This is a genomic window from Mycolicibacterium arcueilense, from assembly GCF_058536225.1.
The window spans coordinates 205384-229524 of record NZ_JBZTYL010000011.1 but is presented as its reverse complement, the minus strand read 5'-3'; the positions used below and the strand labels follow the sequence as shown (position 1 = coordinate 229524).

The following is a 24141-nucleotide window of genomic DNA, read 5'->3' as shown; positions in this document are numbered from 1 at the left end:
CCTCCGGGGGGTCAAGGCGTGAGCACACGCGAATCCGCCCCAGTAGACGCCCGGCCCGATTTCGGGTCGACGGTTTGGCTCAGCTTGACTGGAAGAACCGTTTGCCTTTTGGTGAGCGAATGTGAGTTCGCGTGTTCATCAGGCAGCCTCGCCTTGCGGTGAGGCGGTCCCCGTCTGATCCACCGGCCGGTGGTGCGGGGTTGACGCTTCATCGCCGGCTGCCTCACCCGCTGGCGCGGGTTCGGTCTCACGCGTGGCTCCACGTCCTGCCACCGGTCCACTCCCGGCAGGACCCTGTTCACCCACAACTGGTGTGGGTACGCCGAGTCGGGCGAGGTTGATCGCAGCACCCAGATCACGGTCGATCCGCATACCGCAGCCGTCACACTCGAAGATTCGATCGGCCAGGGTGAGGTTTGGCTTTCGCCTCCCACAGGCCGTGCACATCTTCGACGACGGAAAATATCGGTCGGCCTCCACCAGAGCGCTGCCGTACCAACGAGTCTTGTAACCGAGCATCCGCCGCACTTCGGCCAGTGCGGCATCAGCCAGCGCACGATTGAGGCCTCGCTTGCGCGCACCTCCCTTGGCGCGCATACCCGCGGCGTTCAAGGTTTCGACCACTATCACCTGATGCTGCTGGGCCAGTGCGGTGGTGGCCTTGTGCAGCACGTCGCGGCGCACCGCCGCGGCATGGGCATGCGTGCGGCCGATCCGGGCCTGGGTGCGCCGCCACCGCTTCGACGGTGTCCGCTTGGCCTTGACAGCCCGATCGTAGGGGCCGTGCTGACGCGCCGCGCGCCGCTGCAATGCCCGCAACCGAGATCGGGCCGCGCTCAGCGACTTCGGTGCTGCGATCCGGTCGACTTCAACACCGTCGGGCGTGGCGATGACCAGCAGACTGTCGGCCTTCACCCCGACGTCAACACCGACCACCGCATGGGCCGAGCGGCGTGCGTGCGCCGGCCGCGTCTTGGCCTGCACGATCACCGCCAGGGCGCAGTGCCAGCGCCCGGCAGAGTCTTGGCGCACGGTGGCCGACAAGACTCTGGCCGTACCGGCCTCGATGCGGCGGGCCAGCTTGCGGGTCGATTCGTGGGTGCGGACCGCGCCCAGCCGCGGCAGGGTGACGTGGCGGCGGTCGGCCTCGATCCGGATGGCCCCGGTGGTGAACCGCACCGACTTCGGGGCCCGAGCCGACGTGAACCGAGGGAACCCGACCACCGGGCCCTTACGCTCACCGGTACGGGACTTCGACCACGCATCGAGTCCGCGGGCCAACCCGTCCAGGCCGCTGTTGTAGGCCTCCTTGGAGTTCTCACCCCACCACGGCGCGCATGACACCTTGCGCTGATTCCAGGCCTTGCGCAGTGCCGGCAACGACCACCCCAACCCCGGAGTCAACTGCGCCTCGTCGATGCCGTAGCTGCGTTCAGCAGCGCGCTGATCCATCACCGCCTTCACCAGCGCCAGCATGTGATTGTGGGCGAACCGTGCCGCGCCCGCGTGAGAGGCCAACGCCCGCAGCTGCGTTGGGGTGGGATCCAAGGCGAACCGGTACGCCTGGGCCGTCCACCCCGGAGGGATCTCGAACCTAGCCATCCCCACCCACCTCGACAGGCTCAGTCTGCATGGTGGCGGTCACCGCCCGCACCGCCCGGTTCCGCGCGCCCCAGCGACCGTACAGGCACGCGCACATCGAGGTCAGCACCTCGATCATGTCGCGCACCAGATCGTCGACGGTCTCACCCTGGTCAATGACGATCACCTTGCGGCCGTGCGCGGACAACGCCGCTTCGAGATGCTCAACCCCGAAGCGTGCCAACCGGTCCCGGTGTCCCACAATCACCACTGAAGCAGCCGGGTCCGACAGAATCCGGCGCAACTTCGCCGCGCTTCCCATTCAACTCTGACCCGACCTCGGTCACCACTTCGCCAACCACATGCCCGTTCGAAGTGGCCCAAGCAGCCAGCCGTGCGACCTGCCGATCCAGATCCTGGCGCTGATCATGCGACGACACCCGCGCATACACGACGGTGCGGCCTGCCTCGCCACCGGCCGGAGCATCTACCCGGATCGTCCCAGACTCCAACCGGCGCGCAGGCACCGGCATCCGATCCTCACGAAACCACCGATACGCCGTCTGCGAATGCACACCATTCGCACACGCCCACCCTGCCAACTTCACATACCCACTAAAACGCACATTCGATCACGAATACTCACATTCAGCTGAGCAGTTCAGAACCCTGTGAGTGAGTGGGTGATTGACCGGTCTGCGAGCCGCACAGTACGGTGGAACAACTATTTGGTACCACATGGACGGGGAATCGGATCGGTGACGACGCAACAGGCTGTGGAGCTGTACTACGACCCGTTCGACAACGACATCGACGACGATCCGTACCCGATCTGGAAGCGGATGCGCAGCGAGGCGCCGCTCTACTACAACGAGAAGTACAACTTCTACGCACTGAGCCGCTGGGACGACGTGGCCCGTGAACTACCCAACTGGCAGGCCTACCGGTCCGGGCGGGGCACGACGGCCGACATCCTGTTCAGCGGCATTGAGGTCCCGCCGGGCATCCTGCTGTTCGAGGACCCCCCGCTGCACGATCTTCATCGTCGACTGCTGTCGAAAGTCTTCACGCCGCGCCGCATGCTGGCCGTCGAGGACCTGGTGCGCGGCTTCTGCGCGAAGGCGCTGGATCCCCTTCGCGGGCAGGACGGACTGGACTTCGTCGCCGACCTGGGGGCGTTCATGCCGATGCGGACCATCGGCTATCTGCTGGGTATTCCGGAGGAAGGTCAGGAGCAGATCCGCGCCAGCACCGACAAGAACATCGCACTCTCCGACGCGACCACCGATGTCAGTGCGACGGTGTTCGTGGAGTCCCTCGCGATGTTCTCGGAGTACATCGACTGGCGGGCCACCCATCCTTCCGACGACCTGATGACCGAGCTGCTCAACGCCGAGATCGACGAACCCGACGGCACCCAGCGCAAGCTGGAACGCACCGAGGTGCTGGCGTACACCGCGATGATCGCCGGCGCGGGCGGCGAAACCACGGCTCGGCTCATCGGTTTCATGGGGCAGCTGCTCGGTGAACATCCCGACCAACGGCGCGAGCTGGTGGCCGACCCGAGCCTCATCCCGGGTGCGGTGGAGGAGACGTTGCGCTTCGAACCGCCGTCACCGGTGCAGGCCCGGTACGTCGCCCAGGATGTCGAGCACTACGGACAGGCCATCCCTGAGGGCTCGTACATGTTGCTGCTCAACGGATCGGCCAATCGTGACGAGTCGAAGTTCACCGATCCCGACTGCTTCGACATCCACCGCACCGGTGGCCACCTGAGCTTCGGTCAGGGCCTGCATTTTTGCCTGGGCTCGGCACTGGCCCGGCTGGAGGCCCGGGTGGCCTTCGAGGAGGTGCTCAAGCGGTGGGCAGACTGGGAAGTCGACTACCCCAACGCTTTCCGCGCCCACACATCCAGCGTTCGCGGATGGGCGCGGCTGCCGGTCAAGTTCTAGGGGGACCGGCCACCGTCGGTACGCTCCAGCGTGCGGTCGCGGGCAACACGGTGAACAGGATGGCGGCCAGCGGTAGGGCGGGCATCGCGTAGACGACGGGATGCAGTCGGGCCCCGGCGATGAACAGACTGCCGAAGATCAGCAGGCCGATGACCGCACCGACGACGACCAGGAGCCGGCCCATCCGGCGTCGCAGCAACAATGCGATGAGCCCGCCGATGGTTGCTGCAGCCGAGATCGCCGCCAGGAAACCGATGGCGACGCAGAACAATCGGTCGGTGCGCCACCAGCCTGCGATCAGGTCTGTAGCGATCACGCCGGTGGCCCAGCCGCTGAGGATGGCCAACGTCGCCGCCACGATGGCCGTACGCGGATTGGCACCCGCCGGGGTGCGCGGGACGATCACGGGCCGGGCGCGGGGCACGTAGCTCGTGGCGGCGTCGTCGTCCGCACGGCCGATCAGGCTGGTCTGGGGCTCCGCGCTACCCGCGGTGGGGATGGCGCCGGTGGGATGGCGCCGGATGATGTTCGTGTGGGGTTCGTCGGCCACGGGGACGGGCCGGGAAATCGGGCCCTGTGGCTGGCGCCGGATGATGCGGGTGCGGTCGTCGTCCTCGTCCGGGTGATCGGCTGGTATCTGACCGTCGTCGCTCACTCAGCCAACATAGCTGCCGAGGCTGAGGCCTCGCTTTGACAGCCACGGCACCGGATCGATGCGGCTGGTGCCGTTCTGCAGCACCTCGAAATGCAGGTGGGGGCCGGTGGAATAGCCCCGGTTTCCGACGGTCGCGATCTGATCGCCGGCCATCACCCGGTCGCCCACGCTGACGAGCCACGTGTTGATGTGACCGTAGAGCGTGACGGTGCCGTCGGCGTGGCGGAGTTTGACCCACGCGCCGTAGCCGGCGGTCGGGCCCGACGCGATGACGACGCCGTCGGAGACCGCCACGATCGGGGTGCCGATCGGGCTCGCGAGGTCGATGCCGGCGTGCAGCACGCCCCAGCGGTAGCCGAAGTTCGAGGTCCAGACGTAGCCCTTGGTGGGCATGACGAACAGCGGGCGAGAGAGCCGGGCCTCACGCTCGGCGCGTTCCTGGGCGAAGGCGGCGGCCTTCGTGATCTCTTCGGCGTGCACCGAGGTGTCGGCGGTCGAGGAGACTGAGACGATCTGCATGCCGTCCACCGAGCCGGTGACGGAGGCGCCTTCGATGTGGCTGCCCTCGGCGGCCAGGATCGTGTCGTCGGCGTTGGTCTCGGTGGGGTTACCCAGCGAGTAGGCGCCGGCGGCGGTGGCACCCGCGGCCATGGCGGCGATCATCAGGCGGCTCTTGACGGCGCCCGCGTGCTCCTTGCGGTGGGCACCGCGGCGGCCGGACAGGTTGATCACGTCGGTGGCGGCGACGCCGTCGCTCACGTCGGTGTGGCTGTCCCGGTACGCGTAACGGGAGTCGCGCTCAATGCCGGCCTCGGGGCGGAAGCGGGAGGGGACGGCGAGGCGGACTGGCACCAGATCGTCGGTGTCGTTTAGATCGTCGAGCTCCGGGGCATATATGACGCTGGATTCGTGATCGTCCGATTCGCGATCATCCTGGCCGGAGGGGGCATCGAACGCTTCGAAAGCGCTGAAGGGGATGACGTCGGTGATCTCCGCAGCGTCCAGTTCTTCAGGCGATACCCGGCGCCTGCGGCGGCGCGCGTCCGTCGGCACTCCTCGCGGAGCTGCGGACGAACGATGCTGCGGCAAGACTCGAGAATCCTTCTTCGTCGTGACCTGAACGTTATCTGGACCAGAGGCACGTTAACCAAATCCCAATGATGGTGGCAACTTATGGGTCTATTCCGCGTCGGAATGTGATCCGTATCACCTCCCATGGGCGGTGAGATCTACCACATGAGCCGGAGGCGATGCTAACCCATCACTCGGCGATGGATAAAGTGCCAGCGGGCCCGTCAGAGGTATGCGGACCGGGCAGCTTCGAAGCGCGCTAGAAGCCAAGCAGACAGACAACGCCTATCTAGGAAGCACATGGATCTCTTCGAATATCAGGCAAAAGAGCTGTTCGCCAAGCACAACGTCCCCACGACCCCGGGCCGCGTGACCGACTCGGCCGAGGACGCCAAGGCGATCGCCACCGAAATCGGCAAGCCCGTGATGATCAAGGCACAGGTGAAGGTCGGCGGCCGCGGCAAGGCCGGCGGCGTGAAGTACGCAGCTACCCCCGAGGACGCCCTCGAGCACGCGACCAACATCCTCGGTCTCGACATCAAGGGTCACGTCGTCAAAAAGTTGCTGGTGGCCGAGGCGAGCGACATCGCCGAGGAGTACTACATCTCCTTCCTGCTCGACCGCTCCAACCGCACCTACCTGGCCATGTGCTCGGTCGAGGGTGGCATGGAGATCGAGGAAGTCGCCGCGACCAAGCCCGAGCGGCTGGCCAAGGTTCCCGTCGACGCCGTCAAGGGTGTCGATCTGGCCTTCGCGCGCTCGATCGCCGAGCAGGGTCACCTGCCCGCCGAGGTGCTCGACGCCGCGGCCGTGACCATCCAGAAGCTGTGGGAGGTGTTCATCGGCGAGGACGCCACCCTGGTTGAGGTCAACCCGCTGGTGCGTACGCCCGACGACCAGATCCTGGCGCTGGACGGCAAGGTCACCCTCGACGCCAACGCCGACTTCCGTCAGCCCGGCCACGCCGAGTTCGAGGACAAGGACGCGACCGATCCTCTGGAGCTCAAGGCCAAGGAGAACGACCTCAACTACGTCAAGCTCGACGGCGAGGTGGGCATCATCGGTAACGGTGCAGGCCTGGTCATGTCGACGCTGGACGTCGTCGCCTACGCGGGCGAGAAGCACGGCGGCGTGAAGCCGGCCAACTTCCTCGACATCGGCGGCGGCGCCTCGGCTGAGGTCATGGCCAACGGCCTCGACGTCATCCTGAACGACAGCCAGGTCAAGAGCGTGTTCGTCAACGTGTTCGGCGGCATCACCGCCTGTGACGCGGTGGCCAACGGCATCGTCAAGGCGCTGCAGATCCTCGGTGACGAGGCCAACAAGCCGCTCGTCGTCCGCCTGGACGGCAACAACGTCGAAGAGGGCCGGCGCATCCTGGCCGAGGCCAACCATCCCCTGGTTGTCCAGGCCGAGACCATGGACGCCGGCGCCGACAAGGCCGCCGAGCTGGCGAACAAGTAATTAAGGATTCATGACCCATGTCTATCTTCCTGAACAAAAATTCCAAGGTCATCGTCCAGGGCATCACCGGCGGTGAGGGCACCAAGCACACCGCTCTGATGCTCAAGGCCGGCACCCAGGTCGTCGGCGGCGTAAACGCCCGCAAGGCCGGAACGACTGTGTCGCACAAGGACAAGGACGGCAACGACGTCGAGCTGCCGGTGTTCGCATCGGTGGCCGAGGCGATGAAGGAGACCGGCGCTGACGTGTCGATCGCCTTCGTGCCGCCGGCTTTCTCCAAGGACGCCATCATCGAGGCCATCGACGCCGAGATCCCGCTGCTGGTCGTCATCACCGAGGGAATCCCGGTGCAGGACAGCGCTTACGCGTGGGCCTACAACGTCGACAAGGGTGAGAAGACCCGCATCATCGGCCCGAACTGCCCCGGCATCATCACCCCCGGCGAGTCGCTGGTCGGCATCACGCCGAACAACATCACCGGCAAGGGCCCGATCGGGCTGGTGTCGAAGTCCGGCACGCTGACCTACCAGATGATGTACGAGCTGCGCGATCTCGGTTTCTCCACCGCTATCGGCATCGGCGGCGACCCGGTCATCGGGACGACCCACATCGATGCCATCGAGGCGTTCGAGAAGGATCCCGAGACCAAGCTGATCGTGATGATCGGTGAGATCGGTGGCGACGCAGAAGAGAAGGCTGCGGCCTACATCAAGGCCAACGTGACCAAGCCGGTCGTCGGCTACGTCGCGGGCTTCACCGCTCCCGAGGGCAAGACGATGGGCCACGCCGGCGCCATCGTGTCCGACGGCGCGGGCACCGCCGCCGGCAAGCAGGAGGCCCTGGAGGCCGCGGGCGTGAAGGTCGGCAAGACGCCGTCCGAGACCGCCGCCAAGGCGCGCGAGCTGCTCGCAAACCTGTAAGTCGTTACGACGGAAAGGCCCCCGCTACGGCGGGGGCCTTTTCTTTTGGCGCGAGCGTGCGCTCGGCGTCCCGGCTAGACGCGCCCGCCGAGGTGCTCGGCCAGGAACCGCTCGACGGCGTGATACATGTCGATCTGGTTGTCGGGGTTGAGGAATCCGTGGCCCTCGTCCTCCTTGACCATGTATTCGACCTCGACGCCACGCTCGCGCAGCGCTTCGACCATGTTGTCGGACTCGGCCTGCACCACGCGAGAGTCGTTGGCGCCCTGGACGACCAGCAGCGGTGTGCGGATCTGATCGACCTTCGTGATGGGGGAGCGGGCCAGCATATCCGCCTCCTGCTCGGGATCGTTGTGATTCCCGACGTAGAGGTGCCAATTGTTGGCCAGGAACGGCCGGGCCACATTCGGCAGCGTGCGCATGAAGTTGGCGAGGCTGGAGATCCCGACGTAATCGACGGCTGCGGCGAAGACGTCCGGAGTGAACGTCACGCCGACCAGTGCGGCGTAACCGCCGTACGAGCCGCCGAAGATCGCCACCTTGTCGCGGTCGGCATAACCCTGCTTGACGGCCCAGTCGACCGCATCGATCAGATCGTCGTGCATCTTGCCGGCGAACTCGCCGATCGCGGCCTTGGTGAACGCCTTGCCGTAGCCGGTCGAGCCGCGAAAGTTGACCTGTAGCACCGCATATCCGCGGTTGGCCAGCATCTGCACGTCCGGCTGGAAGCCCCAGCAATCCCGCGACCACGGGCCGCCGTGCACCAGCAGGACCAACGGCAGATCGGTCGGCTCGATCCCGACGGGCAGGGTCAGGTACGAGTGCAGCTCCAGCCCGCCGCGGGCCGTGATGGTCACCGGCGTCATCGGTGCTAGTGAATCTGAATTCAGATTCGGATACGGCCGGAACAGCAGCCGACTCTCGCCGGTGGCGTGGTCGTAGAGGTACGTCGCCCAGGGGTCGCGGTCATGGGTGAAATTGGCCACCCATCGCTGCCCGCTGTCATCGGAAGAGATGCCCCCGAGGTCGCCGTCGGACAGTTTGGTCAGATTCTCCAGTACCGCAGCGAAATTCGGGTCGAGAGCATGAATCACCTGACGTTCCCCGTAGTAGCGGGCGCCGATCAATTCGCCCGTACGCTCGCTCAGGATGAACGGAGACGGCAGCACCATCTGGTTGCCGAGGTCGAACGTCGGGTGGCTGTCCACTTCGGTCTCCGCGCCGGTGGCCACGTCGATGCGGGCCAGTCGGGTCCTGTCGGTGCCCTCATTTGATCCGAGCCAGATGCCGGTGCCGTCCGGGGAGATGGCGACAGGGAAGATGCCCAGCGGATAGTCGGTGCCGTCGTAGACCTTGATGGGTCGCAATGAGGCTGTGGCCGAGTCCCATTGCGATATCTCGACGTCACCGTCGGCCGTCAGCGTGTTGGTGAACAGATCACCGTTGGGGGCGCACAGCCACATGATGACATTGCCGGGGTTCTCCGCGAGAAGGGTGAGTTCTCCTGTCGCGATGTCGAGTTCGTACGCATCGACCAGTTCGGGATTGCGGTTGTTGGTCTGCACGATCGCTTTTCCTGGGCGGCCCTTGGTGAGGTCGAAGCTCGCCCTGGCTCCCGGAAACGGTGTCAGATCCACTGCGGCGGTGTCGGGGTTGTCCAGATCGATGCGGTAGATGTGGAAGTTCTCGTCACCGCCGTTGTCCTGCATGTAGAGCAGCCATCGGGGATCGTCGGTCCATTGGTAGATGTAGACGCTGCGGGTTTCATCCGCGGTGACACAGCGTGGCGGAGTGTCACCGTCGAGGTCTTGGATCCATACGTTGAGGCGGTTCTTCCACGGTGCCAGATAGGCGATCTTGGTTCCGTCGGGCGAGATCCTGGCAGCTGTGCGCTCGGGTGGGCTGAAGAATTCCTCCACCGAGATGAGTTCAGGCAACGCCATGAGGTTCCTTTCGTGGGTGTGGACAAGCTCTTTCGAGATGGGTCAGGACGCGACAGGGCCGCCGAGGCGCCCGTTGGTGGCGTCGCGGATCGCCCGGTCGATCAGCGAGAGTGCCTGCTCCTCGGTGACCGTCTTCCCCTCGACGATCACCGCCACGCTGACGTCCTCATCGACGACGCGGAACGCCCCGGTGACGGCGGCGGCGCAGAGTCGCACGGTGAGATCGTCGGCGGGCAGGCCCAATCGGTCGGCGATCACCGGGATGAAGCCCTGCTCCATCCGGTCATGCACCATCAGGTAGGCGGTGCGCAGTGCCGGTTCCGATGGAGTCATGGTGGCGATCCGCATCGCACTGATCTCATCGGCCACGTCTTGGGGCGCCAGCGGATGTGAAATCCCGTCAGCAGCAAGATGTTCAGCCAACGACAGGTCATGCGGCCAGCGGTTCAGGATGGCGATGAACCGGTCGGCGGACTTGGCCAGCACTGGTTCGACGCAGCTCTCCTTCGCGCGGAAGTAGCGCCAGATCGTGCGCGTCGAAAGCCCTGCCGCCGCGGCGATGTCGTCACCGCTGGTCGCGGCGACGCCTTGCTCCCAGAACAGCTTGCAGGCGTGTCGTGACACCTCGAGACGAGCCTGCTCCTGCTTTTCGCCCATCGCCTCACCTCCAGAACTTGTCACTTAGTGACAGCTCCAATGTGTCACTAAGTGACAGAGTCGTCAAGGTGTGCTGGTCAGCCGGGGCTTTGTCTCACCGTTCTCTACGCCCGGGTCGTTCCGCTTCGGTTTGCGTCGCCGCTTTCTACACCCGGGTCGCGCTCCAGCGCTCGGAACGACCTACTGTGGAAAACGGTGACGCGCGTAGGTCAGTACGCCCAGCTCCCACGGGGTGAGATCACGAAGCCGTGGTGATAGGCGGTGTAGCAGGCGACGAAGTCGTCCCCGGCTGCGCACCCGGAATCGTTGACGACGAGCTTCTGGCCGGCGGGCAACTCTTTCGGTTCGCTGTCCTTGCCCCACTGGCCGCCGCCCGTGAAAGTGAATTCGAAATCGCCATCAGAGGTTTCGCTGACAGATTGCACGACAGAATCCCAGGCCGGCGCCTTGCCTGGCAGCTCTTGGCCACCGGTATCGCGGGGGAATCCGGGCATGTGCGCAGCGCGGCAGTCGATCATTCCCAGCCCGTCGACTCCGGTGGTCTGGCCGTACACATTGGCCAAGCAGGTCACGCCCGCCGCCGTGAACGAGACCTGGGTGTCGTCGTGCCAGTTGGTGCTGCTGTAGCCGGCAAGGTCGGCAACGTGGAAGGCGGCGAGATCTGGAAAGGTCCCGGCCGGGGGAGAGGGGTATGAGGGCGGTCCCGAAATCGGCCGTCCTTCAGCCGCTGTGGTGCAAGCGCTCAGGGCAGTCGTCGTCAGTACCGCCGCGGTGATCGCCGTTGCGACCCGCATCAGAACGTCCAACTACCCGAGGGTTGCAGCACGAAGCCGTGCTTGTGGTCCGCGTCGATGCATGCGACCAGGTTGTTCTTCCCGACGACGCAGGTGCTGTTGTCGCCGACGAGTTTCTTGCCGGTGGTGATCGGCTTGAATCTGGCTGAAGCGCAGGCACCTTTGGTCCGCGTGATGGAGTACGGAGTGTCGCTCGGGCTGTCGTTAGGCTTGCTCACCCTAGGACAACCGTCGCCACCCAGTGAGTCGGGAACCCCGTCGATGTTGCCGCCGCAGACCACCGCCTTACGCGGTCCGTTGTCAAGCACACAATGGATCTGCTCTGGACTGACGAATGCCGTACCGCCCAAGCTGTAATCCTTGGGATCTACCGCGGTGAATGAGTTCAGGTCGGGGAAACCCTCCGGGGGTGCGGGGAGTTCGGAAGTCGACGAGCAGGCCGCGAGCACGAAGACCGGGACCGTCAAACATTGGGCCAACCTCATCAGAACGCCCAGCTGCCGGACGCTTGTAGGACGAATCCGTGATTGTGCCAGTTGTCGATGCAGGCTACGAGGTTCTGATCCCCAACTGCGCAGGTTGTGCCGTACGCCTCGAAAGTCAGTTTCTCCCCGGGATTTAGCAAGTCGTCGGACGTGGGAACGCATGGCTTGTCAGACTTCTCGAACCGAAACGGCTCGGATGGATTCCCGCGGGTAACGGACGTGCACGTGCTTTTCTGGTCAGCTACCAGACCGGGTAGGTCTCCATAGCACCAGGTGCCGCCACCGAGGGCGCACGAGATCCCGGATTGGGTCCGGAAGAAGGCGTAACCATTGGCCCATTTGTCCGGGCGGGTGAACGTCCGGCCGTCATGCACCTCTTTGAAGAGTGAGAGGTCTGGAAATCCGGGCGGCGCGGCGCTAGCCGTCGCTGGAAAGAACGTTGCGAGGCTCGTCGACAATGCCAGGAAGACGAGGCATCGCTTCGTAGACCTGCAGGCTTTGCTCATCGTGCTGCTCTCCATTTGTTAGTGCTGCACCGTGACAGTTGTCGAGTAGGTCTGGGGGTTATATGGCATTTTCGGCTGTTCGGGTGTTGGTCCCTTCCACCATTCAGGTCGCTCCCACGTGCTGACTCGCAATTGGACCGTTTCCGTGCCTGTGACCGGGTCGTAAGTCGTGTCGATGACGGTTGGCCCATAGGGCGGTGCAGGCGGTGAGCCTGGCCAATTCGGATGAGGGCCTGGTGGAAATAAGTCGGTGCGCGGGGCGGTGAGCAACCCTGCCGGGGTAGCGGCTGTTACTGCACCGATTGGCTGTTGATTGCCATCTCGGACAACGTTGTCCGAGCCGACGAGCATGTATCCGCCACCTTTGAGTGCGACGAGTTGACTTTCTCGATCGCCAGGAAGTCCCTGTATTTCCCCCTGGGGCTTCAGAGTCTGCATCCACCCGTTCGGATTGGTGGGGTCGATCGGATCGGACATGTACAGCATTCTCGTTCGATCGCCGGGGTGAGGGCCGGTGTTTCCGACTACGACCATGCGGTTGGTCTTGGGGTCGTAGACGCCGCTGGCTTGGGAGATTCCTGAGAGGGCACCGATGCTCTTCGACGGATCGGACAGATCGACCACAGTCGTATTGGCAGTCGCATACTCGGGATTGGGATCTCCATTCGGCAGCGTGTAAGGGACCTCGCTGTAGAGCGCGTACTGCTTGCCGTCGGGGCCGACGATCGTGCCGGTCGGTAACGGCCGAACTTTGTCACGCCCTTCGGGGTTGTCCACTGACGGCTTGTTCGCATCGATTTCCAACGGATTTCGTTGGCCGTTCAATGTGGGGTATCCGGTCCGTCCATCACCGCTGATCTCGATGCCTGTGCCAGGCAGCGTGGAATTCAGGTCCGCTGCCTTGCTTTCGGGCCTCAGTGGACCTGGCCGTCCGGTGACCTGTGGGTTACCGGGCTTCCCGCTGTCCGGAGCTCCTCCCTTGCCGCCCTCAAGATCGAACTCGCGCAACTTCGCCGTCATGCCGTCGAGTTGGTCGGCGACTTGTTGATCGGTTGTTTCCAGTACCACGCCCTTGGCGCGAATGTCGGCTTGTGCGTGCGCTGCCTTCAGTTTCCGCATCAGGGCCAGGGCGGGGCTTATGATCCATGGCACGCGGTCGGTAACTGTCAAGTCCTCGCTCACCGAAAAGAACTGGGCCTCGGCGTCTTTGATCGCATTTACCGCGTCGTCTTTGGCCGCGTCGATCGATTCCGCTCCCGACTTGGCGATGCCCGCGGTCTCCCGCATGAGGTCGAGCGTTCCCCGGACCTTGGCCATGTTCTCGGACAACTTGTCATTCGCTCGGTCTGACGCCCGGCCGGTCCAGGGAACGCCGCCGACAGTGCTTTGTGCCTTGCTGTAGTGCTCTCCAATGATGGTGGCGGCGCGCTCCCACCCGAGCGCCGCAGATTTCAGGTGGCCCGTCGTCCACCCCTCGACACGGGAACGTGTCAGCATCTGAACCCGGTGCTCCTACTTCGACGGGTTCATCGTGTGGATAACGGCGCCAGCACTGGCCGAGTCGGTCGCATCGTAGTAGCGCGCTGCCTGGGCGATGTTGTCGGCAAAGCTGAGCAGGTTGGCGGAACATTCGCTCATCACATGGTTGGTCGCAGCAGTGACGGCAACTGTGGCCTTCGCCGACGGTTGATCGGCTGGAGGCTGCCACTCGTGAGTGAGCCAATGGTCGAGTTCATCGCTGGACGTGGCAAGTTCTCGGGCAGCGCCGTTCAGCGCCGCGGTATCGACCCTCAATGGCTGCGTCACTCATCCACCCTAATGCCGCTGATGAGGGCAGATATGCACCGATTTCACGCACGAAACCCCAATCGGTTAGCCTCACGAATTAACACCTGTCAAGGAGATGGTCATGGTCGATCCGCGCACCCCCGTCATCGTCGGCGTCGGACAGTTCACCGAACGCATCGACCTCGACGGCTACCGCGGGATGTCCTCGGTCGAGCTGGCCACCGAGGCGGCCAAGGCGGCTGTGCACGACTGCGGCGCCGACGCCGCCGCCGTGGCGCAGGCCATCGACACAGTGGCGGGCACGCGGCAGTTCGAGATCTCCGGTCCGCAGTCGGCAACCCTGGGCGTGTCGAACAACTACCCGCGCTCGGTGGCGCGCAACGTCGGCGCCGAGCCTGCCCGCGCGATCCTCGAGGTCATCGGCGGCCAGAGTCCGCAACACCTGGTCACTGAGTTCGCCGGAGCGATCTCGGCGGGCGAGGCCGAGGTGGTGCTGCTGTTCGGCTCGGAGAACACCTCCACACTGCGGCATTTCTCCAAGCGTGACGACAAGCCGGATCACTCCGAGACGATCGACGGCCAGTTGGAGGATCGTGGCTTCGGTTACGACGGCATCTTCGACGAGTACACGATCAAGCACGGGCTGATCGGTGCCCCGGTGCAGTACGGCCTGCTGGAGAACGCCCGCCGCGGCCGGCTCGGGCTGTCGGTGGGCGACTACCGCCAGGCGATGGCCGAGCTGTTCGCGCCGTTCTCCAAGGTGGCCGCCAAGAACCCGTATTCATCTGCGCCGGTGGAGCGTTCGGTCGACGAGCTGGCCACCGTCACCGAGAGCAACCGGATGATCTGCGACCCGTATCCGCGCATGATGGTGGCGCGCGACCAGGTCAACCAGGGCGCGGCGGTGCTGCTGATGTCGGTCGAGTCTGCCCAGAAACTCGGTGTGCCCGAAGAGAAGTGGGTCTACCTGCGCGGCCATGCCGACATGAAGGAAATCAAGCTGCTGGAGCGTGCCGAACTCGGTTACAGCGAAGCTGCGGTGATCGCCGTCAACGAGGCGCTGCGGATCGCCGGTATCGGGCTGGACGACGTCGCGGCGTTCGATCTCTACAGCTGCTTCCCGTTCCCGGTGTTCAACATCTGTGACGGCATCGGTCTGGCGGCCGACGACGATCGTGGTCTGACGCTCACCGGTGGCCTGCCGTTCTTCGGTGGCCCGGGCAACAACTACTCGATGCACGGCATCGCCGAAGCTGTCAATGAAATGCGCGACAAGCCAGGGAAATTCGCGCTTGTCGGGGGTAACGGCGGTATCGCGAGCAAGTATTCGGTCGGCATCTACTCCACCGAGCCGGCCGACTGGGTGGCCGACGAGAGCGCCGCACTGCAGGCCGAGTTCAACGCTCAGCAGCGCGTCGCCATCACCGAAAAGGCTGACGGCCCGGCGACCATCGAGACCTACACCGTCCGCTACGACTGGACACCGCGCACCGGGATCATCATCGGGCGCCTCGATTCCGACGGCAGTCGCTTCCTGGCGACGACGACCGATGAGGCGCTGGTGCAGCTGCTCTCCGACGGGGAACCGCTGGGCGCGTCGATCATCGTGAAGTCCGGGGAGAAGCGGAACACGGCGACGCCGGCATAAGCCGACCTGCTCAGAAGAGCCTCGTCCAGCGAGGGCCCAGCACAAACCCGTGCCTGCCGATACGGCATGCCGTTATCTTGCTGTCGATGCCGCAGACAAGGTCATCGTTGGGTTGCCGCACGACGTGCTGGGCGGGCAGTAACGGAGGTGCAGTGGCCAGGGGAGGGCTCGGGCCGGTGAGCTTACGAATCGTGGCGGCAGACCGTCGTTCGGCGGCCACGGACCAGAGCCCCGGCCCTTTGTCCGGCCGCTGCCCCCAACATTCAATCCGCGCGTAGTCGGGATCGGGATAGTCATTCGACGAGCACGTCAGGCCGTTCGGTGTCCGGAAGCTGTAACCCGAATATCTCTGCCCGCCAGAGAAATACGTATCACGGTCGGCAGGGGTGTACCCGCTGAAATCAGGAAATCCCTTGCCATCGCTGGGGCCGGTACCGGTTGCGCAGGCGGAAAGAAGTGCGATGAGGCAGACGACGAGGCGTCCAGCGGTGCGCACCCGGGTCAGCGTAACCACGAAATCGACGCCAGGGTCGTTGTTGTTGAACTTTTACGACCACGGCGTCGATCTCGGTGCATAAGGCGCGCTAAGGCTCGGCGCGCGCAAGACCCAGAACTAGACCAGCGTCGCCAACTTGCCCGCGAGCCGCTCGACGTACGCCGACACTTCGGCCTCGGACTTGTCCGGCAGCCCGAACAGCACCTCGGTGACGCCCAGTTCGCGCCAGTGCGCGAGTTTCTCGGGGTCCGGCTTGAAGTCCAGCGCCACGATCTGCGGTGCACCGTCCCGCCCGGCAGCGGCCCAGGTGTCCTGCAGCAGCTTGACAGGCTCGTCGATGTTGAAGTCGCGCGGCGTGGTGATCCAGCCGTCAGCCGACTTGGCGATCCACTTGAAGTTCTTCTCGGTGCCGGCCGCGCCGACCAGGACCGGGATGTGGGACTGCACCGGCTTGGGCCAGGCCCACGACGGCCCGAAGTTCACGAATTCGCCTTCGTAGGAGGCCTCTTCCTGTGTCCACAGTGCCCGCATGGCCTCCAGGTACTCGCGCAGCATCGTGCGGCGCCGGCCCGGGGGAACGTTGTGGTCGGTGAGTTCGTCGGTGTTCCAACCGAATCCGACGCCCAGCGACACGCGCCCGCCGGACAGGTGGTCCAGGGTGGCGATGGATTTGGCCAGCGTGATCGGGTCGTGCTCGACGGGCAGCGCGACGGCCGTCGACAACCGCACCCGCGACGTCACTGCGCAGGCGGTGCCCAGCGATACCCACGGATCGAGGGTCCGCATGTAACGGTCGTCGGGCAGGGACTCGTCACCGGTGGTCGGGTGAGCGGCCTCGCGCTTGATGGGGATGTGGGTGTGCTCGGGGACGTAGAACGTCGTGAAACCGTGATCGTCGGCGAGTTTGGCGGCCTTGGCCGGGGCGATGCCGCGGTCACTGGTGAAGAGAACAAGCCCATAGTCCATGACCAGAATTAGAACGTGTTTCAGTCTCGGTGGCAAGACGGACCGTCTCGTTAGTTGGCTTTGCGGCAGAAAACTTCATCGCGATCGATACCCGCGACGGAGTTCCTGCGGTTTGCTGGGATCACCGGCATGACGACCGAACGCATCGCCGACCACGTCAAGTTCGCCTACTGGGTGCCCAACGTCAGTGGCGGCCTGGTCACCAGCGATATCGAGCAGCGCACCGACTGGAACTACGAATACAACAAGAAGCTCGCGCAGACCGCGGAGGTCAACGGCTTCGAGTACGCGCTGTCGCAGGTTCGCTATGAGGCCAGCTACGGCGCGGAGTATCAGCATGAATCCACCAGCTTCAGTCTCGCCCTGTTGCTGGCCACGCAGAAGCTCAAGGTCATCGCCGCAGTTCATCCGGGCCTGTGGCAGCCGGCGGTGCTGGCCAAGCTCGGCGCCACCGCGGACCATCTGAGCAACGGCCGCTTCGCCGTCAACGTCGTCTCGGGCTGGTTCAAGGACGAGTTCACCCATCTGGGTGAACCCTGGCTCGAACACGACGAGCGCTACCGGCGCAGCGCGGAATTCCTGCAGGTTCTCCGCAAGATCTGGACCGAGGACGACGTCGACTTCCGCGGCGACTTCTACCGGATCCACGATTTCACCCTCAAGCCCAAGCCGCTCAACACCCCCGAGCGTCCCAACCCCGAGCTGTTCCAGGGCGGCAACTCGACCGCCGCCCGCCGCAACGGCGGCTATTACGCAGACTGGTACTTCTCGAACGGCAAGGACTTCGACGGACTCACCGAACAGCTCGTCGAGGTACGCGATCACGCCCGCAACGCCGACAGAGAGGTGAAGTTCGGTCTCAACGGGTTCATCATCGCCCGCGACACAGAGAAAGAGGCGAAGGAAGTCCTCCGCGAAATCGTGGCCAAGGCCAACAAGCCCGCAGTCGAAGGCTTCCGCAGTGCGGTGCAGCAGGCCGGCAACTCCACGGGTGACAAGAAGGGCATGTGGGCCGATTCCAGTTTCGAGGATCTGGTGCAGTACAACGACGGCTTCCGCAGCCAGTTGATCGGCACACCTGAGCAGATCGCCGAACGCATCGCCGCCTACCGCAAACGTGGTGTGGACCTGATCCTCGGCGGATTCCTGCATTTCCAAGAGGAAATCGAGTACTTCGGGGCCAACGTGCTGCCGCTGGTCCGCGAAATCGAGGCAGCCGAAACGGATTCCGCAGACGCACCCGTCCTGGTATCAGCTTGAGACCGCGCTGACACCACGCACGCGCGCCCGGCACCCAGCCGGGTGCGCTAGCGTGGAAGATCGAATCGCTCACGTGGTCGGTATTCATGCCTGCGTGAACACACGTCGCGAAGCTTGATAGCACAGGAGAGGTCATGACCTACCCGCCCGGTAATCCCGGATACCCGCCGCCGAACCCACAGTCGGGTTCGCAGTTCGACGCCACCCAGCAGTTCGCCAAGGCGGTCCCCGCACCGGCTCCGGCGGCCCCGGCAGCGGCTCCGGCCGCCGCGCAACCCGGCGAGAACAAGCTGCCCGAGATCCTGCTGGCAGTCGTGGCCGTCGCCGGCCTGCTCATCTACTTCGTGAGCTTCGCCCTCGACGCCTCGACGTCGCAGGGAATGGTGGTGCTCGTGGCGCTGCCACTGTTGGCAGGTCTGTTGGCCGGTGTCAGCCTGCTGCCCAAGCAGAACAAGTACACGGGAGTGGTCGCAGCGATCGCGACGATTCCGTTCTTGTTCGTGATCGGCGCCGTGGTGTCCAGCGGTGGATCGGCCGACTGGACGATCTGGGTTCTCCTGGTCCTCACCCTGATCCAGGCCGGTGCCGCCATCGCCGCGCTCCTGTTCGAAGCGGGCATCATCACGCCCCCGGCACCCAAGCCGCAGTTCGACCAGCAGCCGCAGTACGGCCAGTACGGCGGTCCGTCGCAGTACTACGGTCAGCAGCACCAGCCGCAGCACGGCGGCCAGCCCTACCAGCAGGCTCAGCCGCAGCAGCCCGGTTACCCCTCGCAGTACGGCGGCTACTCGAGCGGCCCGAACACCGGTGGCTACCCCGTGCAGTCCCCGCAGGGCCAGCAGGGTCAGCAGCCGAGCGGTCCGCCCACGCCTCCGACCGGCTACCCCACCTACGGCCAGCCGCAGCAGTCGGGCTCCTCGGCGCCCGGCGCCGGCCCGGCACAGCAGCCGCCTTCACAGCAATCTGGCCCTGCGCCGTCGTAAGCTGATCGGCGCGTGCGCTTCCCGCGCACGCGCCGATCATTGCGAGGAGCAGCCCACCAAGTGAGTAACCGGCCAGTCGGCACCCGCCAGGCACGTGAGTTGCTCCGGGTCGCGTTCGGGCCGTCCGTCGTCGCGCTGGTGGTCATCGCCGCGGTTGTCTTGTTGCAACTGCTGATCGCCAACAGCGATATGACGGGCGCGCTCGGTGCGATCGCCAGCATGTGGCTGGGCGTGCACCAGGTGCCGGTCTCGATCGGCGGCCGCGAGCTGGGTGTGATGCCGCTGCTGCCGGTGATGGCGATGATCTGGGGCACCGCGCGCACCACCGCCGCGGCCACCGCCCCGAATTCCTCGTGGTTCGTCACCCGCTGGGTCGTTGCCTCGGCGTTGGGCGGGCCCATTCTGATCGCGGCCCTTCTGCTGGCCGTCATCCATGACGCCGCCTCGGTCATCGGCGAACTACAGACTCCGAATGCCCTGCGCGCTTTCTGCAGCGTGCTGCTGGTGCACGTGATCGGCGCGCTGATCGGCGTCGGGTCCAAGGTGGGCCGACGCACGTTGGCCGCCCTGCCGCTGCCGGATTGGCTGCCCGACGCGATCCGGGCCGCCGTCGCAGGCGTTCTCGCCCTGTTCGGGCTTTCCGGTGCGGTGACTGCGGTGTCCCTGGTGGTGCATTGGGGCACGATGCACGATCTGTTCGCGATCACCGACAGTCTGTTCGGCCAGCTCAGCCTGACGCTGTTGTCGATCCTCTACATCCCCAACGTGATCGTGGGGGCCTCGGCCATCGCGGTCGGCTCCAGCGCCCATGTCGGGTTGGCCGCCTTCAGTTCGTTCACCGTGTTCGGCGGCGACATTCCCGCGGTGCCGGTGCTGGCAGCGGTGCCCACGCCGCCGCTGGGCCCGATCTGGGTGGCGCTCCTGATCGTGGGGGCGGCCTCGGCCGTGGCAGTGGGGCAGCAGTGTGCACGACGACCGCTCCCGATCGGGGCGGCCACCGGGAAGTTGCTGGTGGCGTCGACGCTGGCCGCGGTGACGATGGCGCTGGCCGGTTTCGCCGGTGGCGGCCGGCTGGGCAATTTCGGATCGGTGGGCGTCGATCAGGCGACGTTCGCGCCTGCGGTGTTCCTGTGGTTCGTCGGGATCGGCGGGCTGACGGTGGCGATGTCCGGCGGCCTGACCCGCAAGCCGCGGCCGGTTGCCCCGAAGCCCGCGCCCGAGCCTGAGCCAGTGGCCCCGCAGCCCGAGCCCGAGGGTGAGGAAGAGCAGGAAACCGACGTCGTCGACGAGGACATCGTCGCTGACGACGAGCCAGATCCGGAACCGGAGCTCGAACCCGACGAACCGCTGGTGTCCTGGTCGGCCGAGGAGACCCAGGCCGACGATCCCACGCCCGAGTACGTCGATCGATATGTCGAGTACGACGACGTGCAGGAAATCGTCCAGGACACCAGCCCCCGGCGCTTTGAAGACCTCGATGACGATCCCGAGGATCACTTCATCGTCGATGACATCCCCGACGACCCAGCGACCGGCGATCAGCCGCGCCGTGCGGGCGACTAGGCTGCTGCGCGTGCAGCAACCGTTACAAGTGCCTCCGAGTGCACCGGCACGGCTGGTAGTGCTGGCTTCGGGGACAGGGTCGTTGCTCGCCTCGCTACTGGCCGCCGCCGTCGACGACTATCCGGCCCGGGTGGTCGCGGTCGGCACCGACCGCAAATGTGCGGCGGTGGACATCGCGGCCGGGGCGGGGGTGCCCTCGTACACCGTGCGGTTGGGCGATCATCCGGACCGCGCCGCCTGGGACGCCGCGCTCACCGAGGCCACTGCCGAGCATCAGCCCGATCTGGTGGTCTCGGCCGGATTCATGAAAATTCTGGGCGGCCAGTTCCTTTCCCGTTTCCCTGGCCGCGTCGTCAACACCCACCCGGCGTTGCTGCCCGCGTTCCCCGGGGCGCATGCGGTGCCCGAGGCGTTGGCGTACGGCGTGCGGGTGACCGGCTGCACCGTTCATCTCGTTGACTCCGGGATGGATACCGGGCCGATTCTGGCCCAGCAGGCCGTCGAGGTGCTCGATGATGACACCGAAGAGACTTTGCATGAGCGCATCAAGGTGGTCGAACGTCGACTGCTGGTGGATGTGCTGGCCGCGCTGGCAAATCGCGGCGTGACCTGGACTGGACGAAAGGCGACCATAGGGTGAGCGAGAAGAAACCGATCCGGCGAGCGCTGATCAGTGTCTATGACAAGACCGGCCTGGCCGATCTGGCCCGCGGCCTGCATGAGGCGGGCGTGGCCATCGTCTCGACTGGGTCGACCGCCAAAACCATTGCCGCCGCCGGTGTTCCGGTCACCCCGGTGGAAGAGGTGACGGGTTTCCCGGAGGTGCTCGACGGTCGCGTCAAGACCCTGCACCCGCGCGTGCACGCCGGCCTGCTGGCCGATACCCGCAAGCCCGAACATGTTGCGGCGCTGGCCGAACTCAAGGTCGAGGCGTTCGAACTCGTGGTGGTGAACCTCTACCCGTTTACCGAGACCGTGGAGTCCGGGGCGTCGGTGGACGAATGTGTCGAGCAGATCGACATCGGCGGGCCGTCGATGGTGCGGGCGGCTGCCAAGAACCATCCGAGTGTGGCCGTGGTGGTGGATCCGCTGGGCTATGACGGTGTGCTGGCCGCGGTCCGCGCCGGCGGCTTCACCCTGGATGAGCGGAAGAAGCTGGCGTCGTTGGCCTTCCGGCACACCGCCGAGTACGACGTCGCGGTCGCAAGCTGGATGGGTTCGACCCTGGCACCGGAGGAGCCGGCGCAGCCGCTGCCCGCCTGGTTCGCCGGCACCTGGCATCGCAGCGCGGTGCTGCGCTACGGCGAGAACCCGCACCAGCAGGCCGCGGTGTACCGCGACGACTCCGCGTGGCCGGGGCTGGCCCAGGCTGAGCAGCTGCACGGCAAGGAGATGTCCTACAACAACTACACCGACGCCGACGCGGCGTGGCGGGCGGCATTCGACCACGAAGAGATCTGCGTGGCGATCATCAAGCACGCCAACCCGTGTGGCATCGCGATCTCCTCGGAGTCGGTCGCCGACGCGCACCGCAAGGCCCACGAGTGCGATCCGCTGAGCGCCTTCGGCGGCGTTATCGCTTCCAACACCGAGGTCAGTGTCGAGATGGCCGAGACCGTCGCCGACATCTTCACCGAGGTGATCATCGCCCCGGCCTACGAGGCCGGTGCCGTCGAAATCCTGGCCCGCAAGAAGAACATCCGCATCCTGGTGGCCTCCGAGCCGCTGGTCGGTGGCATCGAGCTGCGCCAGATCAGCGGCGGCGTGCTGCTGCAGCAGCGGGACGCACTCGACGCCGAAGGCGACGATCCGGCCAACTGGACGCTCGCCACCGGTGAGCCGGCCGACCCGCAGACCCTGAGCGACCTGGTGTTCGCCTGGCGGGCCTGCCGCGCGGTGAAGTCCAACGCGATCGTGATCGCCAGGGACGGCGCGACCGTGGGTGTCGGTATGGGACAGGTGAATCGCGTCGACGCGGCCGGGCTGGCCGTGCAGCGTGCAGGCGACCGCGTGCCCGGTTCGGTCGGCGCCTCCGATGCGTTCTTCCCGTTCCCCGACGGCTTGGAGACGCTGACGAATGCCGGTGTCAAGGCTGTCGTGCACCCCGGTGGGTCGGTGCGTGACGCTGAGGTGACCGCCGCCGCCGAGGCTGCGGGCATCACGCTGTACCTCACCGGTGCAAGGCACTTCGCGCACTAGGTAGTTGGGGCGTCGGCGCTCGTTCGCGCCGCCGCCCCTCGGACGCTGCCCCTCGCGTCGCCGCACCTCTGCCCCTCGCGTCGCTACCCCTCGCACTGCCGCACCGCCGTTTTCGACACCCGGGCTGTTGATCGCCGTGGTCTAACGACCCCGGCGTAGAAAGCGGTGCATGGCCGCCACGAGGGTGTGCGCCGATTTCTACCTCTGGGCTGTGACGGTTCACGATCGCGACCCTGGTGTAGAGAACGGCGTCGCACCACGCCATCCACAGCGCACGGTTCATCCACAGAATCGACTGTGGCGTACGTGGGCGCCGTCAATCCGTCGGCCATGCTGCCGACCATCGGTGCCCATGAACGCGCCATTCATCGGACCCGAAGCACTTGCAGCCGGCGTCCTCACGCGGGGGCAGCTGCGATGGCGTTACACCTCGGCGCATCCGCGCGTGTATCTGCCGAAGAATTCGGTCGCAACGCTGGCAGACAACACCACGGCCGCCTGGCTGTGGACTGGCCGTCGCGGAATCATCGCCGGCCGCGCGGCGGCAGCGCTTCATGGGGCGCAATGGATCAACGAGGACACTCCGGTAGAGCTGATCGCCGAGCATGGGCGTCGCCGGCGCGGCGTCATCGTGCGCGAAGAACGTATCAGACCCGACGAGATCTGCATGATCGGCGAGTTCGGCGTCACCACACCGCTCCGCACGGCGCTTGATCTTGCGCGTTTTCTTCCTCGCGACGACGCGGTCGCCCACCTCGACGCGCTGGCCGTCGCCACGGGCGTCGAAGCGGCGCCGGTACTCGAACTGGCGGCTCGATATCGCAATCTACGTGGAATACGAAGTGCCCGAACGGCACTCGATCTGATGGATCCCGGTGGCCAATCTCCGAAGGAGACCTGGCTGCGGCTGCTCCTCATCGATGCTGGATTCCGACGGCCGCGCACTCAGATCCGGGTGACCGATGGTTTCGCCGAGGCGTTCATCGACATGGGTTATGACGACGTCAAAGTCGGCCTCGACTACTTGGGCAAGCACCACGCCACGGACCGACCCCGCTATGTACACGACATCGGGCGCAACGAGCTCATCGAACGCGAAGGGTGGATCAACATCCACGTCGTGGCCGAACACAGCAAGGCGTTCACTCTGCACCGGGTGCGAGAGGCATTTGCGCGGCGCGGCGCTTCACCGCTTTCCACCTGAGGGTCG

Annotated in this window: 21 protein-coding genes and 1 pseudogene; 10 read left to right on the top strand and 12 right to left on the bottom strand. The window is 65.5% G+C overall.

All coding sequences use genetic code 11. From position 1 onward, the window contains the following. Positions 1–138: 138 nt before the first annotated feature. Positions 139–1602: an IS607 family element RNA-guided endonuclease TnpB gene (gene tnpB / locus AC4LGL_RS17685; protein ID WP_491839901.1), complete on the bottom strand. Its 1464-nt coding sequence runs from the start codon at positions 1600–1602 to the stop codon at positions 139–141. Next, positions 1595–2189: pseudogene (locus AC4LGL_RS17680) on the bottom strand (IS607 family transposase). The gene tnpB and the pseudogene AC4LGL_RS17680 overlap by 8 nt, the downstream one beginning before the upstream one ends. Positions 2190–2339: 150 nt before the next feature. On the opposite strand from AC4LGL_RS17680, the gene AC4LGL_RS17675 reads away from it, so the two are divergent. Then, positions 2340–3533 (top strand): cytochrome P450, encoded by a 1194-nt coding sequence (locus AC4LGL_RS17675; RefSeq protein ID WP_491839900.1) that lies wholly within the window; start codon positions 2340–2342, stop codon positions 3531–3533. Here the strand turns inward: AC4LGL_RS17675 and AC4LGL_RS17670 are convergent. Beyond that, entirely contained in the window at positions 3523–4188 is a 666-nt protein-coding gene (locus tag AC4LGL_RS17670) for a hypothetical protein (RefSeq protein ID WP_491839899.1), read from the bottom strand. The genes AC4LGL_RS17675 and AC4LGL_RS17670 overlap by 11 nt on opposite strands. After that, on the bottom strand, positions 4189–5277 hold the full coding sequence (locus AC4LGL_RS17665) for a M23 family metallopeptidase (protein ID WP_491839898.1): 1089 nt from the start codon (positions 5275–5277) through the stop codon (positions 4189–4191). Between the two features lie 282 nt (positions 5278–5559). Between AC4LGL_RS17665 and sucC the strand changes: the two genes are divergently transcribed. Further along, on the top strand, positions 5560–6723 hold the full coding sequence (sucC, locus tag AC4LGL_RS17660; protein ID WP_491839897.1) for an ADP-forming succinate--CoA ligase subunit beta: 1164 nt from the start codon (positions 5560–5562) through the stop codon (positions 6721–6723). Between the two features lie 17 nt (positions 6724–6740). Then, positions 6741–7643, top strand: coding sequence for a succinate--CoA ligase subunit alpha (gene sucD / locus AC4LGL_RS17655; RefSeq protein WP_448441918.1), 903 nt, complete (start codon positions 6741–6743; stop codon positions 7641–7643). 74 nt (positions 7644–7717) lie between these two features. Here sucD and AC4LGL_RS17650 read toward each other — a convergent pair whose 3' ends face one another. The 6 genes from AC4LGL_RS17650 to AC4LGL_RS17625 form a co-directional block, all read right to left on the bottom strand. Next, entirely contained in the window at positions 7718–9586 is a 1869-nt protein-coding gene (locus AC4LGL_RS17650) for a S9 family peptidase (protein ID WP_491839896.1), read from the bottom strand. A 42-nt stretch (positions 9587–9628) separates the two neighbouring features. After that, positions 9629–10243, bottom strand: coding sequence for a TetR/AcrR family transcriptional regulator (locus tag AC4LGL_RS17645; protein WP_082941675.1), 615 nt, complete (start codon positions 10241–10243; stop codon positions 9629–9631). 209 nt (positions 10244–10452) lie between these two features. Continuing rightward, on the bottom strand, positions 10453–11049 hold the full coding sequence (locus AC4LGL_RS17640) for a hypothetical protein (protein WP_491839895.1): 597 nt from the start codon (positions 11047–11049) through the stop codon (positions 10453–10455). Continuing rightward, positions 11037–11504, bottom strand: coding sequence for a hypothetical protein (locus AC4LGL_RS17635; protein WP_491839894.1), 468 nt, complete (start codon positions 11502–11504; stop codon positions 11037–11039). Before AC4LGL_RS17635 ends, AC4LGL_RS17640 begins: the two co-directional genes overlap by 13 nt. Positions 11505–12046: 542 nt before the next feature. Continuing rightward, positions 12047–13525 (bottom strand): hypothetical protein, encoded by a 1479-nt coding sequence (locus tag AC4LGL_RS17630; RefSeq protein WP_491839893.1) that lies wholly within the window; start codon positions 13523–13525, stop codon positions 12047–12049. A gap of 15 nt (positions 13526–13540) precedes the next feature. Next, positions 13541–13834, bottom strand: coding sequence for a hypothetical protein (locus AC4LGL_RS17625; protein ID WP_491839892.1), 294 nt, complete (start codon positions 13832–13834; stop codon positions 13541–13543). Between the two features lie 103 nt (positions 13835–13937). Between AC4LGL_RS17625 and AC4LGL_RS17620 the strand changes: the two genes are divergently transcribed. Next, on the top strand, positions 13938–15464 hold the full coding sequence (locus AC4LGL_RS17620; RefSeq protein WP_491839891.1) for an acetyl-CoA acetyltransferase: 1527 nt from the start codon (positions 13938–13940) through the stop codon (positions 15462–15464). Positions 15465–15474: 10 nt separating this feature from the next. Here AC4LGL_RS17620 and AC4LGL_RS17615 read toward each other — a convergent pair whose 3' ends face one another. Together AC4LGL_RS17615 and AC4LGL_RS17610 are read right to left on the bottom strand one after the other, a co-directional pair. Further along, the gene (locus tag AC4LGL_RS17615) at positions 15475–15960 is read right to left on the bottom strand and encodes a hypothetical protein (protein WP_491839890.1); all 486 of its coding nucleotides are present in this window, start codon (positions 15958–15960) and stop codon (positions 15475–15477) included. 117 nt (positions 15961–16077) lie between these two features. Further along, positions 16078–16926 (bottom strand): LLM class F420-dependent oxidoreductase, encoded by an 849-nt coding sequence (locus tag AC4LGL_RS17610; protein WP_491839889.1) that lies wholly within the window; start codon positions 16924–16926, stop codon positions 16078–16080. A 129-nt stretch (positions 16927–17055) separates the two neighbouring features. Here AC4LGL_RS17610 and sfnG point away from each other — a divergent pair, with 129 nt between their 5' ends. From sfnG to AC4LGL_RS17580, 6 genes are all read left to right on the top strand, one after another. Then, the gene (gene sfnG, locus AC4LGL_RS17605) at positions 17056–18186 is read left to right on the top strand and encodes a dimethylsulfone monooxygenase SfnG (protein ID WP_491839888.1); all 1131 of its coding nucleotides are present in this window, start codon (positions 17056–17058) and stop codon (positions 18184–18186) included. A gap of 134 nt (positions 18187–18320) precedes the next feature. Beyond that, positions 18321–19169 (top strand): DUF5336 domain-containing protein, encoded by an 849-nt coding sequence (locus AC4LGL_RS17600; RefSeq protein ID WP_491839887.1) that lies wholly within the window; start codon positions 18321–18323, stop codon positions 19167–19169. A gap of 60 nt (positions 19170–19229) precedes the next feature. Then, positions 19230–20732 carry a cell division protein PerM gene (locus AC4LGL_RS17595; protein ID WP_491839886.1) on the top strand — a complete coding sequence of 501 codons (1503 nt, stop codon included), beginning with the start codon at positions 19230–19232 and terminating at the stop codon, positions 20730–20732. Positions 20733–20742: 10 nt separating this feature from the next. Next, positions 20743–21372, top strand: coding sequence for a phosphoribosylglycinamide formyltransferase (gene purN / locus AC4LGL_RS17590; RefSeq protein WP_491839885.1), 630 nt, complete (start codon positions 20743–20745; stop codon positions 21370–21372). After that, a complete protein-coding gene (gene purH / locus AC4LGL_RS17585; protein ID WP_491839884.1) occupies positions 21369–22931 on the top strand; it encodes a bifunctional phosphoribosylaminoimidazolecarboxamide formyltransferase/IMP cyclohydrolase in 1563 nt (520 codons plus the stop codon). Before purN ends, purH begins: the two co-directional genes overlap by 4 nt. Positions 22932–23283: 352 nt before the next feature. Beyond that, positions 23284–24135, top strand: a complete 852-nt coding sequence (locus tag AC4LGL_RS17580; RefSeq protein ID WP_491839883.1) for a hypothetical protein — start codon at positions 23284–23286, stop codon at positions 24133–24135. Positions 24136–24141: the final 6 nt, after the last annotated feature.

Coding starts and splice junctions, on each gene's coding strand:
- sfnG (WP_491839888.1), top strand. CDS start 17,056: ATGACGACCGAACGCATCGCCGACCACGTCAAGTTCGCCTACTGGGTG.
- AC4LGL_RS17610 (WP_491839889.1), bottom strand. CDS start 16,926: ATGGACTATGGGCTTGTTCTCTTCACCAGTGACCGCGGCATCGCCCCG.
- AC4LGL_RS17580 (WP_491839883.1), top strand. CDS start 23,284: ATGAACGCGCCATTCATCGGACCCGAAGCACTTGCAGCCGGCGTCCTC.
- AC4LGL_RS17630 (WP_491839893.1), bottom strand. CDS start 13,525: ATGCTGACACGTTCCCGTGTCGAGGGGTGGACGACGGGCCACCTGAAA.
- AC4LGL_RS17620 (WP_491839891.1), top strand. CDS start 13,938: ATGGTCGATCCGCGCACCCCCGTCATCGTCGGCGTCGGACAGTTCACC.
- tnpB (WP_491839901.1), bottom strand. CDS start 1,602: ATGGCTAGGTTCGAGATCCCTCCGGGGTGGACGGCCCAGGCGTACCGG.
- AC4LGL_RS17645 (WP_082941675.1), bottom strand. CDS start 10,243: ATGGGCGAAAAGCAGGAGCAGGCTCGTCTCGAGGTGTCACGACACGCC.
- AC4LGL_RS17650 (WP_491839896.1), bottom strand. CDS start 9,586: ATGGCGTTGCCTGAACTCATCTCGGTGGAGGAATTCTTCAGCCCACCC.
- sucC (WP_491839897.1), top strand. CDS start 5,560: ATGGATCTCTTCGAATATCAGGCAAAAGAGCTGTTCGCCAAGCACAAC.
- sucD (WP_448441918.1), top strand. CDS start 6,741: ATGTCTATCTTCCTGAACAAAAATTCCAAGGTCATCGTCCAGGGCATC.
- AC4LGL_RS17600 (WP_491839887.1), top strand. CDS start 18,321: ATGACCTACCCGCCCGGTAATCCCGGATACCCGCCGCCGAACCCACAG.